Source organism: Terribacillus sp. DMT04 (assembly GCF_019056395.1).
GTDB classification, from domain to species: domain Bacteria; phylum Bacillota; class Bacilli; order Bacillales; family Amphibacillaceae; genus Terribacillus; species Terribacillus aidingensis_A.
Genome location: NZ_CP077639.1, coordinates 454,736 through 468,626 on the forward strand (window position 1 = coordinate 454,736; position 13,891 = coordinate 468,626).

Annotated in this window: 18 protein-coding genes and 1 riboswitch; of the genes, 16 read left to right on the forward strand and 2 right to left on the reverse strand. The window is 43.5% G+C overall.

Annotated elements, in window-relative coordinates:
• Nucleotides 1-44: 44 nt before the first annotated feature.
• The 6 genes from KS242_RS02490 to KS242_RS02515 all read left to right on the forward strand — a co-directional run bounded on the left by KS242_RS02490 (nucleotide 45) and on the right by KS242_RS02515 (nucleotide 4,725).
• Nucleotides 45-1,409: a processed acidic surface protein gene (locus KS242_RS02490; RefSeq protein ID WP_217322872.1), complete on the forward strand. Its 1,365-nt coding sequence runs from the start codon at nucleotides 45-47 to the stop codon at nucleotides 1,407-1,409.
• A gap of 123 nt (nucleotides 1,410-1,532) precedes the next feature.
• The gene (locus KS242_RS02495; protein ID WP_217322873.1) at nucleotides 1,533-2,459 is read left to right on the forward strand and encodes an ABC transporter ATP-binding protein; all 927 of its coding nucleotides are present in this window, start codon (nucleotides 1,533-1,535) and stop codon (nucleotides 2,457-2,459) included.
• Nucleotides 2,452-3,378 carry an ABC transporter permease gene (locus tag KS242_RS02500; RefSeq protein WP_254391783.1) on the forward strand — a complete coding sequence of 309 codons (927 nt, stop codon included), beginning with the start codon at nucleotides 2,452-2,454 and terminating at the stop codon, nucleotides 3,376-3,378. Before KS242_RS02495 ends, KS242_RS02500 begins: the two co-directional genes overlap by 8 nt.
• A 23-nt stretch (nucleotides 3,379-3,401) precedes the next feature.
• Complete coding sequence (locus tag KS242_RS02505; RefSeq protein WP_217322875.1) at nucleotides 3,402-3,827, forward strand: DUF4064 domain-containing protein; 426 nt, start codon at nucleotides 3,402-3,404, stop codon at nucleotides 3,825-3,827.
• A gap of 27 nt (nucleotides 3,828-3,854) precedes the next feature.
• Entirely contained in the window at nucleotides 3,855-4,265 is a 411-nt protein-coding gene (locus tag KS242_RS02510) for a DUF4064 domain-containing protein (protein ID WP_217322876.1), read from the forward strand.
• Between the two features lie 22 nt (nucleotides 4,266-4,287).
• Entirely contained in the window at nucleotides 4,288-4,725 is a 438-nt protein-coding gene (locus KS242_RS02515) for a DUF4064 domain-containing protein (protein ID WP_217322877.1), read from the forward strand.
• A 35-nt stretch (nucleotides 4,726-4,760) separates the two neighbouring features.
• Here KS242_RS02515 and crcB (KS242_RS02520) read toward each other — a convergent pair whose 3' ends face one another.
• Together crcB (KS242_RS02520) and crcB (KS242_RS02525) are read right to left on the reverse strand one after the other, a co-directional pair.
• Entirely contained in the window at nucleotides 4,761-5,105 is a 345-nt protein-coding gene (gene crcB, locus KS242_RS02520; protein WP_217322878.1) for a fluoride efflux transporter CrcB, read from the reverse strand.
• The gene (gene crcB / locus KS242_RS02525; RefSeq protein ID WP_217322879.1) at nucleotides 5,102-5,494 is read right to left on the reverse strand and encodes a fluoride efflux transporter CrcB; all 393 of its coding nucleotides are present in this window, start codon (nucleotides 5,492-5,494) and stop codon (nucleotides 5,102-5,104) included. The genes crcB (KS242_RS02520) and crcB (KS242_RS02525) overlap by 4 nt, the downstream gene beginning before the upstream one ends.
• Before the next feature lie 96 nt (nucleotides 5,495-5,590).
• Between crcB (KS242_RS02525) and KS242_RS02530 the strand changes: the two genes are divergently transcribed.
• The 10 genes from KS242_RS02530 (at nucleotide 5,591) to thiM (ending at nucleotide 13,880) form a co-directional block, all read left to right on the forward strand.
• The gene (locus KS242_RS02530; protein ID WP_217322880.1) at nucleotides 5,591-5,794 is read left to right on the forward strand and encodes a hypothetical protein; all 204 of its coding nucleotides are present in this window, start codon (nucleotides 5,591-5,593) and stop codon (nucleotides 5,792-5,794) included.
• 77 nt (nucleotides 5,795-5,871) lie between these two features.
• On the forward strand, nucleotides 5,872-6,336 hold the full coding sequence (locus KS242_RS02535; RefSeq protein ID WP_217324034.1) for a flavodoxin: 465 nt from the start codon (nucleotides 5,872-5,874) through the stop codon (nucleotides 6,334-6,336).
• A gap of 140 nt (nucleotides 6,337-6,476) precedes the next feature.
• On the forward strand, nucleotides 6,477-6,890 hold the full coding sequence (locus KS242_RS02540; RefSeq protein ID WP_217322881.1) for a secondary thiamine-phosphate synthase enzyme YjbQ: 414 nt from the start codon (nucleotides 6,477-6,479) through the stop codon (nucleotides 6,888-6,890).
• Nucleotides 6,890-7,918: an EAL domain-containing protein gene (locus KS242_RS02545; RefSeq protein ID WP_254391784.1), complete on the forward strand. Its 1,029-nt coding sequence runs from the start codon at nucleotides 6,890-6,892 to the stop codon at nucleotides 7,916-7,918. The genes KS242_RS02540 and KS242_RS02545 overlap by 1 nt, the downstream gene beginning before the upstream one ends.
• Nucleotides 7,919-8,126: 208 nt before the next feature.
• Nucleotides 8,127-9,839, forward strand: coding sequence for a methyl-accepting chemotaxis protein (locus tag KS242_RS02550; RefSeq protein WP_217322882.1), 1,713 nt, complete (start codon nucleotides 8,127-8,129; stop codon nucleotides 9,837-9,839).
• 191 nt (nucleotides 9,840-10,030) lie between these two features.
• Nucleotides 10,031-10,276, forward strand: coding sequence for a transcriptional regulator SplA domain-containing protein (locus KS242_RS02555; RefSeq protein ID WP_217322883.1), 246 nt, complete (start codon nucleotides 10,031-10,033; stop codon nucleotides 10,274-10,276).
• On the forward strand, nucleotides 10,269-11,297 hold the full coding sequence (gene splB / locus KS242_RS02560) for a spore photoproduct lyase (RefSeq protein ID WP_217322884.1): 1,029 nt from the start codon (nucleotides 10,269-10,271) through the stop codon (nucleotides 11,295-11,297). The genes KS242_RS02555 and splB overlap by 8 nt, the downstream gene beginning before the upstream one ends.
• A 60-nt stretch (nucleotides 11,298-11,357) precedes the next feature.
• Nucleotides 11,358-11,458: riboswitch (TPP riboswitch) on the forward strand.
• A gap of 119 nt (nucleotides 11,459-11,577) precedes the next feature.
• Nucleotides 11,578-12,276, forward strand: coding sequence for a thiaminase II (gene tenA / locus KS242_RS02565; RefSeq protein WP_217322885.1), 699 nt, complete (start codon nucleotides 11,578-11,580; stop codon nucleotides 12,274-12,276).
• Complete coding sequence (gene thiD, locus KS242_RS02570) at nucleotides 12,269-13,105, forward strand: bifunctional hydroxymethylpyrimidine kinase/phosphomethylpyrimidine kinase (protein WP_217322886.1); 837 nt, start codon at nucleotides 12,269-12,271, stop codon at nucleotides 13,103-13,105. Before tenA ends, thiD begins: the two co-directional genes overlap by 8 nt.
• The gene (thiM, locus tag KS242_RS02575; RefSeq protein WP_371747621.1) at nucleotides 13,089-13,880 is read left to right on the forward strand and encodes a hydroxyethylthiazole kinase; all 792 of its coding nucleotides are present in this window, start codon (nucleotides 13,089-13,091) and stop codon (nucleotides 13,878-13,880) included. Before thiD ends, thiM begins: the two co-directional genes overlap by 17 nt.
• The last annotated feature ends 11 nt before the right edge of the window (nucleotides 13,881-13,891 follow it).

Consider the following 13,891-nt stretch of genomic DNA (forward strand, 5'->3'; position numbering starts at 1 on the left):
AATTATCTGGAATTACTTAAATAAATTTCCAGGAGGAAACGTACGTGACAAAGAAGCTATTGGTTGGAATAATCATGGTTTTGCTTTGCTTGCAAGCGGTGGCACCGCAGACAGCGTTTGCTGCCATTAACAAACAAGAGCTGGAAGCCTATGCGGCTGCGCTTGGAACAGATGTAAAAGGTTTGAACCAGTATTTAAAAGATTTTGAGTGGGGGACCATCGAAGAATATGAAGCTAGCTCGATGGAAGAATTACGGGGATGGTTAGGAGAGCCTGTCACAGAAGAGAACCTTCAGACTTTCTTGGATGAGTCAGGTTATACAGTAGAAGATATCACGAAAGCGTTGACAGAAGTGGGTTTGGCTGAAAAAGGATATACTCCGGCTGATATTCTGCTTTATTCCGATTTGAACTGGTTATTGGGAGACCCTGCAACCTCTGAAAACCTTCAAGGATTAACGGAGGAACTCGGATTAACGGAGAAAGAACTTGCGGGTTTGTTTGCTGCAAACGGACTGGATTTGCATAGCTATATCAGCATGGATGACATATATGAAGTAATTTATAACGAAGTCAACGGTGTGTCCTTGCATTTTCTCTTACAGGAAATCGAACTGACACAGGAAGCATTCAATCAGCTATTAGCTGATAATGATAAAAAGCTGGAAGACTTCCAAAGCTATGATGAACTCGCTGAATTTGTATACGAAGCAACAGGCTACGGCGAAATCTCAATAGATGATTATTGGGAAATGGCTGGTTCGTTTCTTGATTTAATCGGCATAAGTAAAGGGGAATTCTTCCGAGCATATGCGTATATGGAAGAAGTAGTGCTGCATGATCCGGAAGCCTTTATTACAGGTTTGGAGGATATTGCTGCACGCGCAGAAGCTCTCGGCAACTTCGAGACTTCCACAGAATTGACGGAAGCGCAAGGACAAGAGCTGATTGCAATCTGGGATGACCTGATGGGGATTTTCCAAATGAAAGCCGTTTTCTATTTGGTTGATGGCGACACAAAAACGGCAGTAACAATGGAAGAGTTACTCAAAGTGACAGATTTAGAGAATCGTGTTTTGCTAGTAGATCTGCTTGATACGCAAGGAAACCATTTGCTTAACTTCACAATTACGGGTGAGCTTTTTGGTTCTGATTTAGTCACAAAGGCGCCGGTGTTGGAAGTTCCAGAGACTGAAGCGGCAGTGCCTTTGTACACACACGAAGCTCCAGTCAAAGAAAAGGCAGTAGCAGTGCCAGCTAAGGTTGCTGCAGAAACGGTAAAACAAGAAGGTAAGCGTCTGCCAGATACAGCATCTCCAATTGGTAATATCTTTGCTTGGGGTATTGCATTACTGGCAGCTGGGGCAGCTCTTTATGTATGGAATCGACGCAAAAAACTTTCTAATTGATACGTACAGCACCATGAATTCTATGATTCATGGTGTTTTTTTATAGAAAAGTGAAACAAACAGCCAAGGTGCTCCGTACATATTATGGAAGGATGACAAAATTGTTACAGGAAGGGTGAAAAAATGGCAGAACCGGCCATGCAGCTGATTGGCTTGAAAAAGCAGATTGGTTCGAAATTAATTGTAAAAGGCTTGAACTTTGATATTCAGCCGGGTGAAGTATTTGGATTCCTAGGTCCAAACGGAGCGGGTAAGACAACAACAATCCGCATGATGGTAGGTCTTATTCGTATCTCGGAAGGAGACGTACGAATCCAGGGGAAAAGTATTAAATCAGATTTCAAAGGTGCTATCCGGCATGTAGGGGCAATTGTAGAGAATCCAGAATTATACGGATTTATGTCTGGTTACAAGAATTTACTTGTCTTTTCCCGCATGATTCCAGGAATAACGAGAGACCGTATTGATGAAGTTGTGAAGCTCGTTGGATTGGAAAAAAGCATTAACCAGAAAGTGAAGCGGTATTCATTAGGAATGCGGCAGCGTCTTGGTATTGCACAGGCATTATTACATAGACCATCAATATTAATACTAGATGAGCCGACAAACGGATTAGATCCATCCGGTATCCGTGAAATCCGCCATTATATTCGCAAATTAGCAGAAGAAGAAAACGTGGCAGTTATCGTTTCCAGCCATTTGCTTTCGGAAATGGAGTTAATGTGTGATCGTATCGGTATTTTAAAGAATGGCGAACTGATTTCTATCCAGGAAGTCCGTAGTACGGACGGAGACGTGCCAGAAGAAATGGTGAAGATAGATTGTGCAGCAGCGCAGCTTCAAACGGCCAAACAGCTGCTTCAAGAGCAATTTGGTATTGCGGCGGTTGACAATAATAATCAGCTGTTATTCCCGATCTCCCGTGATCAGATACCATCAATTATTAAGGCTTTAGCCGTAGCTGATATTGAGATGTATGGGGTTGCAGTTGAGCGGAAGACACTGGAAGATAAATTCTTACACGTGATTGGAGAGAATGTCATTGAGTAGTAACTTTTTCCAACTGGTGCGGAATGAGCAGACCAAACTGTACAGCCAGGTAGCAACTTGGATTATGCTTGGCATACTTGTAGTTGTCGTATTGGGATTTGCACTCATTATGCGGACTGCAGATGGATTTATCGCAAATTATGATGATGCAACTTGGAAGCAGGATCTGCAGCAGGAAAATCAGGATTTGGCAGAATATGATGCTACAGGCACCCAGATCTTAATTAACAACTACCGAATAGAAAATGATTTGAAACCTGAAGGAACAACAGCTTGGGATTTTCTTTATCAAAGTAATTTCATGACAAGTGTGCTCAGCTTGCTGACGATCATCGTTGCAGGCGGCATCATAGCGAATGAATTTCGTTGGGGTACTATTAAACTGTTATTAATACGTCCTGCATCAAGGACAAAGATTTTCTTTGCGAAATATACAAGCGTGCTCCTGTTTGCTTTAACTGCACTGATTGTATTATTCATCTTTTCTTGGTTATTCGGCATGCTGTTCTTCGGTCTCGGAGGAGACGGAGTCATGCTCCAAGTGAAGGACGGAGAAGTTGTCGAAACATCTGTCTGGATTCGGATTGCACAAGACTACGGCTTGCAGCTAGTGAAACTGGTTGTCTGGGCAACATTTGCCTTTATGATTTCTGCTGCTTTGCGTAATGGGGCATTAGCTATTGGAACAGCAATTTTCTTAATGTTTGTTGGAAGCTCTGTTGTTCCGTTTATTTCCGATAAAGCTTTTGGGAAATATGTTTTATTCTCAAATCTTGACTTAACTCAATTTACAACAGGGTATAAGATTATTGAGGATTTGACCCTTACATTCTCGGTTGTAACCATTATTGTGTATTATCTGGTCTTCCTTGTAATAGGTTGGGTATTGTTCACAAAACGTGATGTAGCAGGTAATTAAATCAATAGGAGAGGGGAATTTTTATGGTAAAAAGAACAGCGGAAAAAGTGTTAGTTATTATCGGAGCGGTATTATTTCTAATCGTTGGTGGCTGGACTGCATTGGGATTAGGTGCTTCAGAAGAGACCACGACAAACCAGCTTACAAGCCAAGGTGATTTAACACAAGATCAAGCGGAAGCATTTACAGATCTAATGAGCGGCGTATCAATATGGATGATCATCGTACTCGTTATTTGTGCAATTCTCGGTTTTGTTTCCCTGGCGATGCTGAAAAATAATAAACCTGCGAAGGGCGCAGGTATCCTGCTTATCATTACAGCAGTACTTGGAACTGTTTTATCTATTTTTATGGGCTTCATCAGCGGCATACTTTATTTGATTGCTGGCATCATGGCGATTGTGCGTAAGCCAGTTGAGCAATATAATGATAGAGGGGAAACTTATTAAGAAGTAATTGCAGGAAGGAGGAGGAACATGCTAAGACGTACAGCGGAGAAAGTACTTGCCACCATTGGTGCGGTCGTCTTCCTTTATACTGCAATCTCGACTTGGATTCGTTTGGCTGCATACGACCCGGAAGCTGCTCGCCAGGAAATTCTGGATAGCGGCGTAGACCAGGCGGTTGATACTGGAATGGTTGCGGATATGGCAAATACCTTAGGCGCATTTGTTATTGCCGTAGGTCTGATTTGTGCCGTTCTCGGTATTGTTGCAGCGGTTAAACTGAAGGCTAACCGCAAGCAAACAGGCCTAGGAGTTATGTTGATCATCGTATCGTTAGTAGGATCCATTGCAACATTTTTAGCCGGATTCATCGGCGGAATGTTGTATCTTATTGCTGGTGTGATGGTATTGGCTAGAAGACCAGCACAGCATATCGAATAGACGAAAAGAGAGGAGAAACAGCATGATTAAACGTACTGCAGAAAAGGTTTTGGGAATTATCGGTGTTGTACTTAATGCATTAGGTGCTATCTTAACTGGGATATTGATTGGTGTAGCTGGAGATGACATCTCGCAGGAATTATACAATGATCCTACGATTACAACGGAAGATGCAGATATTATGAGCAGCTTTTTAGGCGGTTTAGGGTGGTATTTCGTTGTTGTTAGTGCGATTTCAGCTATTCTCGGTATCGTTGGTATTGTTTTGTTACGCCGCAACAGCCGATCAACAGCTGCTGGTGTAGTATTTATTGTTACAGCGGTGCTGTCAGCAATTTTAACTTTGTTTGGATCGTTTGTAACGTCCATTCTTTACTTGGTTGCAGGTATCTTGGCAATCGTCCGAAAACCGATAGATCAGCACAACGCGCAAGACAGCAACACGATAGACAATTACTGATACGGAAGGGGTACTGCCAAGAGCAGTGCCCCTTTTTACGTGGATAAGCCGATTATTGCTAGTGTTATACCAATTGCATAGCTGCCTAGCACATAACTGATAGCTGCAGCGATTTTTCTTTTACTCCCTAATTGTACAAGCTCCAGATGGAAAGTGGAGAAAGTTGTAAAAGAACCTAAAAAACCTACGGCGAGGAAGTTTTGCCATTCTGCACCCCAATTTAACTGGTACACAAGCCCAAGCAAAAAGGAACCAGCTGCATTTGTCAGCAAAGTCGGAAGCGGGAAGTCTTTCTTCCATATATGTTGTCCTTGCCTGCTGATCTCGTAGCGCGCAATGGCACCGAGCCAACCTCCGAGGAGCACGAAAATGATAGTCATGCTGACCGCCTCCTTTGTGCTGGATTTGGTGCTAGCTGCAAGCCAAACATAAGTGCTCCCAATCCAGCCGCAGAGCTGATTATCAAGTAAATTAGTGCTACACTTGCCATATTTTCTTGTAGAAGCAAAGCAGCTTCCAGACTGACTGTCGAGAATGTTGTGAAAGCACCGACCATTCCAGTAGTCAGTGCCTTTGCCAGCGCTTGTTTTTGAGCAAAGTAACGCTGCTTAACCAGGTTAGTGAAATACCCCATTAGGAAGCAGCCGATGGTATTAATGATAAGTGTACCAATGGGGAAATTTCCTGTTTGCGGAATAACTACTCCGACAAGGTAGCGAAGCAGTGCCCCGATGCTGCCGCCACACCCGATTGCAAGATATATCTTCATGAACAAACCTTCTCTTTTCGCATATATTGCTGTATCCTGTATTATACCCCAGAACCTGTGTTACGCTAGTGACATGGTTTCATAAGGAAAGGTAGTATGAATATGATGAAGAACGCAGCAATTTTGAGTGAGGAATATTTCTTATCCTACTTTCGCCTGCTGCTGAATACCCGCGGCTGTACTGTCGAGGAAGCTTATCAGCTAACAGTGGATCAAATCTTTGAAGGAGACCTTAATCTCTTTGGTGAAGATACCAAAAAGAATTTCAAGCTTGCTTACCAAGCCATCAAAGGAAGCTGAAACTCCCTAAGCGCTCGATTTGACATTGAGAATGGTTATCAATTAAAATGAGAGCAGATGAAGGGGAGTGAATGAAGGTGGCAAGTGTTCTGATTGCATTCACCAGTATGTCAGGCAATACAGAAGAAATGGCTGACATTATGGAACAGACGTTAGAAGAGCAAGGAGCGGATGTAACGAAGCTCCAGATTGATATAGATGAGGTTGATGTATTTACATTGACAGATTATGATGGCATCTTAATGGGCACTTACACGTGGGGAGATGGAGACATTCCATATGAAATAGAGGACTTCTATGATGAATTAGATGACATCGACTTAGAAGGCAAACCCGTTGCCCTTTTCGGGTCTTGTGACTCCATTTATACAAGCTTTGGTGCCGCTATTGACACATTTAAAGAAAAATTTAAGGAGCGCGGAGCGGAGATTGTTTCTGAAAGTCTCAAGGTGGATCTTTCACCTGAAGACGAAGATATACGCAATTGCCAGGAGTTTGCCGCATCGTTCGCTTCCATACTTGATAAACAGCGCAGTTTATAAGAGCAGTCTGCTAATGCAGGCTGCTTTTTCTTGTGGCTGCACAAAAATGAACGCAACGAACACTTTTTTTAATTAAAGAAGGATTTTGTAGAAGAATGTCGAATGAATTTGGGTATAGAGATAGATTAGGAGGTAGAACGATGAACATTTTCCCTTTAGAAACAAAGCATCACGACGAGATGATCGACATTACGGACTCTATTCAGCGTTATATTCAATCTATTGGCATCAAGGAGGGAATCGTACATATCTCTTCTATGCATACCACTGCGGGCATCACAGTCAATGAGAATGCAGATCCGGATGTGAAGATTGATTTTTTGCGCCGGCTTGATGAGGTGTATCCTTGGGAACATCCTAAGGACCGGCATATGGAAGGGAACACAGCAGCCCATTTAAAGACAAGTACTGTCGGACACGCCCAAGTTGTATCTCTTTCAGAAGGTAAGCTTGTCCTCGGTACGTGGCAAGGCATTTACTTCTGTGAATTTGATGGACCTAGAAATCGTACGTATGCGGTACAGGTTATAGCAGCCGAAAAGAGTGAAGCATAATGGAGCAATCCTATGCGTGCGCAATGTGCGGAACTGTCCTCCATATCCCTCATGCTGGGGAATTGCTGCTGAAGCTGCCTGCTGCAAATAAAAACTTAGCAATTGGAAATCCGCATAAACAGACAGATACATATTCTATTTTTCAATACTTTACATTGCAGCAGCTGGAACAAATGCTCCTTACGCTGCGTCACCAGAATGTGAGTGGTGCAGTCTGTACGGTGGCTGAGAAAGTAACCCATCACTATCCAATGATTTCTGTCGAGGAGCTGCTTCATCGTATCCTTTATCCGCAATTCACAGAGATTATCCATCAACAGGCGTTCCATTCTTATGTACAGCCTATTATCTCGATAGAAAATGAGAAGGTTTACGGATATGAACATCTGTTGCGTACGGATAAGCCTGAAGTATCCCCCGCTGCACTGTTTACTTTTGCTTCAGAAGCAGGCCTCACTTCTATGCTGGATCAGCGTGCGAGACAGACAGCAGTAAAGAAAAGAGCAGAAGAAAGGATTGCGAAAGGGATAAAGAGTTTTATCAACTTTCTGCCGTCTACTATTTATAATCCTGACTTTTGTTTGAGACAAACTTTTCAGGCTGTTGACAAGTATCACATCGATCCAAGTGATCTTGTATTTGAAGTTGTGGAAACGGAAAAGGTGGATGATGTTGCTCGTTTGAAGCGTATATTCAAACGGTACAAACACGAAGGAATGCTAGTGGCCTTGGATGATGTTGGAGCCGGATATGCGACACTCGATCTTTTTAAAGAACTGGAACCAGACTTCGTTAAAATTGACAGAGCATACATATCTTATTGTGACCGAGACGTAGAAAAACAAGAATTCCTGTATAAGGTAATCGAGGTTGCAAGAGAACTGGGAACGAATGTGCTTGCAGAAGGTATTGAGAGACAGGAAGAATTAGACTATTGTAAACAGATAGGTATTGATTTAGCACAAGGTTACTTCATCGGGAAACCTAACCCCAAACCTATTTCTAATGATTCTCTGTTTTCTCTTTGAGCAGCAAGAGAACCCTCTTATTAAGTGATATTATATTCGCTTAATAAGAGGGTTCTTTTCGTTAATAAGGAAAAGTTTGTGACGGCAAGCAAATTATTTTACAAAAAACTATAAAAGTGCTTCACCTTGTATGATGGATGCCGATATATTGAAAGTCATTATACAGACTTAGGGATGTGTAATAGCTAATATCGAGGGAGATAGAGTGATGAAAGTGATAAGGAATATGAAGATTAGAACAAAGATGTTCGTTCTTATCTTGGTTGGGGTTATTGCACTTGTTGGAGTCGGTTTGGCTGGTATTGTTAACATGCGAGAAGTTGCTAGTGATGCTAGAGAAATTTATGAAGACAAACTTGTCCCAAACCTATCCCTTAGTGAAATTAGAATTAATAACCGCTCAAATGATGGGTATATTCTAGCGTTGATGCTTACTGCTGATGATGAGCGGAATAAAGAACTGAATGAAAAACTAACAGCATCGATGGAGGAAATTGGAGCATCGGTGAATAGTTTGGAGAAAAGTGAGTTATCCAGTGAAGGTAAGGAACTGCTCGAGCAGTATAAGACAGAACGAGGAAAACTAAAAGATATACGAGATCAAGTCGTGCGTCTTACGATGGAAAATGAGAATGAAGATGCTTTTACATTGTATACAGAACAGCAAGTTCCACAGCGTGATAAAATTAACGGTATTTTAGCGGACCTTCAAACAGTTAACACAAAGGAAGCTAAAGATACATATCAACAAGCGGTAAATGATGTGAGAAATGCCACATTTATTATGATTGGTATTAGTGCTGCCGCGATTGTATTGCTGGTCTGTCTGGGATTATTCATCATCAAACTAATTAGCAATCCACTTCAGGAGATGCGTAATTTATTAGGGAAAGCAGCGGAGGGTGACTTTACTTCAAGCAGTACCTATCAATCACGAGATGAATTAGGGCAGCTCATGCAATCCTATGAGACGATGGCCGATGGCATGCGTTCCATTATTCGTGTCGTGCATGACACATCACAGCAAGTAGCTGCCTCCTCAGAGGAACTAAGTGCAAGTGCTGAGCAAAGCAGTACATCTTCCGAGCATGTTGCCAAGACGATGCAGGAGCTGGCGGAAGGTTCAGGCCAGCAGCTGGAACTTATCACGGTAACGGCTGCAACAATGGACGATATGAAACAGCATACAGATAAATTGGTTATGAATTCGCAAAATGTGGAAATGGCTGTTGAAAAGACATCCGAGTTGTCAGTCGAAGGTGGCCGTGCAATAAAAGATGTGAATCAGCAAATGAACACCATTACATCTCATGTACAGGATCTGTCAGAATCGATTGAGAGTTTGAATAAGCGTTCCAAGGAAATAAGTGATATTACAGGCGTGATTACGGACATTTCTGCACAGACGAATTTACTTGCGCTGAACGCGACGATTGAAGCAGCTCGTGCTGGTGAGCATGGAAAAGGGTTCGCGGTCGTTGCCGATGAAGTACGGAAACTTGCGGAAGAGACAAATGGAGCAGCCGCGCAAATTGCTTCGTTAGTAAGTTATATTCAGCAAGATACGACAAAAACAATCGGACTGATGCAGCATGCAGCGGATGAAGTGACAGCGGGTACACGGGTTGTTGATCAAGCTGGTCGTTCCTTTACGCAAATTGAGACAGCAGTAGCAAGTTTGGTGGAAGATTTCCAAGAAGTGGGCGCAGCATTGAAAGGGCTAATCGGTGGTTCTGAGATTGTTGATCGTTCTCTTGCGGAAGTAAACGGGGTAGCGCAAGAAGGAGCTGCATCAACGGAGAGTGTCTCAGCAGCTACTGAGGAACAGCTGGCAGCCATGCAGGAGATTGCCGCTTCCTCGAGTTCGCTTGCATTCTTAGCAGAAGAATTGCAAACTTCCATTGCTCGTTTTCGTGTATAAGTTAATTGGTTAATAAATAGTAACCAATAAAAGCTAGGATTAGTAACAAAAAAACAGCTATCAAGCTTTTCACATTGGAACCCTCCTCTAAGAAGTAGACGAATTCTTCTTGGAAAAGGGTTCATTTTTTTACATGTATTGCAGTCATCTTGTACAAACTAGTTGCAGTATGTACAAAGGAGGCAATTGGAATGGAAACTTTTCAAGCAGGTGAAGTTGTATATGTAATCATTCGCAATCCCCATGCACAGGGAGTTGCCAATATACAAGAAGCGGCGGTTGTTCATAATCCAGAGAAACCTGGTGAACTGGCTTTGTTTGTTTATGAAACGTACTATCCGTTAACGGATGAAGTGGCGGTCTATCAAGATCTTGGTGAAGCGGAAGAAGCCTATGTGTCTGCTTTTGGTTTATCCGAAGGTGGTTATTATGGTTAAGCCATTCGTACCGCAGCTTGTTTACATTGAACCGAGAGCATTGGAATATCCGCTCGGTGTGAAGCTGCGAGACAAGTTCAAAGATATGGGAGTAGAGATACGCGAAACAACTTCTCATAATCAGGTGCGTAACCTGCCTGGTGATAACGATTTTCAAAAATACCGGACAGCCAAATCAACATTAGTCGTTGGTGTGCGGAAAACATTGAAATTCGATACATCCAAGCCATCGGCAGAATATGCTATTCCGTTTGCAACAGGCTGTATGGGGCATTGTCATTATTGTTACCTGCAGACGACGATGGGATCCAAACCGTATATTCGTACGTATGTAAATACAGATGAGATTTTTGATGCCGCTGAGCAGTATATGAAGGAGAGAGCGCCGGAGGAGACGCGCTTCGAAGCTTCTTGTACGTCTGACATCGTTGGGATTGATCATCTAACCCATACACTCAAGCATGCTATTGAATACTTTGGCCGTTCGGAACATGGTCAGCTGCGCTTTGTCACAAAGTTTGCGCATGTCGATCATTTGCTTGATGCAGATCACAAAGGCCGGACAAGATTCCGTTTCAGTATTAATGACGATTATGTTATAAAGTACTTTGAACCAGGTACATCCCGCTTGAAGGATCGAATAGAGGCGGCTGTGAAGGTAGCCGAAGCTGGATATCCATTAGGTTTTATTGTAGCCCCGATATACCTGCATGAAGGCTGGCAGCAAGGATATCCGGAAATGCTGGAGCATCTTGAAGCAGCATTACCTGCTCATGCCAAAAAGAACTTGACCTTTGAATTGATTCAGCATCGTTTCACGAAGCCGGCAAAACGTGTTATTCAGAAGAATTACCCGATGTCGAAGCTGGAGCTGGATGAAAATAAGCGGAAGTACAAATGGGGCCGCTATGGTATTGGGAAGTATGTGTATCAAAATGATGAACAAGAAGAAATCAAAGACGTGATTGGCAGTAATATTTATAAAATGTTTCCGCAGTCACGAATTGAATATTTTACCTGATACATCCGTTGACAATCTTATCTGTGCATGTGATAGTAAAGGAGACAATTGAATTTCGAGGAAGTCCACTAGGGGTGCCGTTAGGCTGAGATAAGAGTAATCTTAATCCCTTTGAACCTGATCTGGTTAACACCAGCGTAGGGAAGTGGAGCCGGATTCGTGTATCTTACATACTATTACAATGTAAACGAGTCGCTCCATACTTCTGGAGCGGCTTTTTTGTATAGTCCCGGCGCCAATCACCCGAAACAGGGCTTTCTCCAATGAGGAGGAGAATTATATGTTTTCTGCACAGTTGAGAGAAGAAGCAAACCCGGTTTTCGAAGCAATTTATCAGCATCCTTTTGTTGAAGGGGTGGCGAATGGACAGGTGCCGCGCGAAGCATTAATCCATTACGTGAAGGCGGATTATGAGTACTTGACTGCATTTGCTCGAATTTATGGCTTGGCAGTCAGCAAATGTGAGACAAGAGAAGAGATGGCGTTCTTTCAATCGCAAATCCACTTTGTTCTGCACAGTGAGATTCATCCGCATAATGTCTTTTGTAAAGTGGCAGGTGTGGACTATGAGGACTTGCAGAAAATGACACCCCCTCCCGCAGCCGATCACTATATTTCTCATATGATGAACAGCGCTGTACAAGGAGATATGGGAGAACTGATGGCGGCGCTGTTACCTTGTCCATGGACGTATCAGGCACTGGCAGAGCATATTATCGAAACAAAGGCGCCGGACCAGAATAATCCATTTTTAGAGTGGATTATGTTTTATGCAAACAATGAAGATGGAATGCCGGATGTGACAGCCGAACTTTGCAAAAGATTGGATAAATGGGCTGAAACGGCCGGTTCGGCTGCCAAGGAACGCGCGCGGAAAGCATTCTTGAAGAGCTGTATGCTGGAACATAGTTTTTGGGAAATGGCCATTACAGAACAAAACTGGCTGGTACCGCTCGAAAAAGGGGCCGCCCATGTCTAACGTGAAAAGTGCACTAACGATAGCAGGGACAGATCCTTCAGGCGGTGCGGGGATACAGGCGGATTTAAAAACATTTCAAGAGCGCGAGGTATATGGCATGAGTGTCATTACCTCCCTCGTTGCGCAGAACACAACAGGTGTGCACGCACTTCATCATATTCCTGTACCATTTATTGAACAACAACTGCAATCGGTTTACTCAGACATTGAGCCATATGCGGTTAAGACAGGCATGATTGCCTCTGAAGAGATGATGCGTGTTATAGCCAGCGTGCTGGAAAAATCAGCAGCAGCCTATGTGATGGATCCGGTCATGTATGCCAAAAGCGGGCATGCGCTCATGGGCGAGCAATCAAGAGATGCATTGAAGACATACCTTGTTCCGCTGGCAACGCTTGTCACGCCAAATGTGCCAGAAGCAGAAGAACTGACAGGCATGACAATAGAGGATGAAGCTGCTATGAAGCAAGCAGCCAAAAAGATTGTCCAAGAATACGGGGCGAAAGCTGTCCTCTTAAAAGGCGGCCATATGGAAGGGCATGAAGCAGCGGATTGGCTGTATGATGGCGAGGGCTTCACTTCTTATAAAGCGGAGCGCATTCCAACAAAGCATACACACGGAACGGGCTGTACGTATTCAGCAGCAATTACGGCGGAGCTAGCAAAAGGAAAATCTTTGCAGGAAGCCGTGCAAGTCGGAAAAGACTATGTGACAGCAGCTATCAAATATTCGCTGCAGCTTGGAAACGGAAACGGCCCGACGAACCATTGGGGTTACCGGCTGCAAAGCGTACCAGTACAGGAGGAACTGCATAATGGCATATACTGATGTAATACATCAAGTCCGAGACACAAACCCGTTGATTCACTGTATAACAAATCATGTTGTCATCAATTTTACAGCAAACGGTTTGATTGCACTGGGTGCTTCACCGGTGATGGCCTCGGCAAAGGAAGAAGCAGCGCAAATGGTACAGCATGCCAAGGCGCTTTTGCTGAATATCGGAACACTGGCTGCTGCAGATATAGAAGCAATGATTCTTGCTGGCAAAGAGGCGAATAGACTTGGTATTCCAGTTATATTTGACCCTGTAGGTGTTGGAGCAACAGCTTATCGAACGGAAGCAGCCCGCCGTATTTTGGCAGAAGTAGATGTCACGGTAATTCGGGGGAATGCAGGCGAAATCACTGTTCTAGGCGGAACATCTGCCCAAGTGAAAGGGGTAGATGGAAACAAGGAAGGTATCTCACATCATCAGGTACAGCAAATTGCAAACGACTTGCAAGCAGTTGTCATTGCTACGGGCGAAGCAGATATTCTGTCAGATGGCAAGCGGACATTCAGCGTAGCAAATGGTCATCGCATGTTAACGAAAATCACGGGTTCTGGCTGTTTGCTTGGAGCAGTAGTGGCAGCATGTGCAGGGGCGTCGGAAAATGTATTAGAAGCATGCATCGGAGCGCTTGCTTTCTATGGGATTGCGTCTGAAAAAGCAGCCGAACAAGCAGCAGCTCCAGGAAGTTTCCAAGTTGCCTTTTTAGATCAGCTGTATTTACTGCAGGATGAAGCGACTGTTCTAGAACAGGTGAAACAGCTGGCATAATAATAATCAGC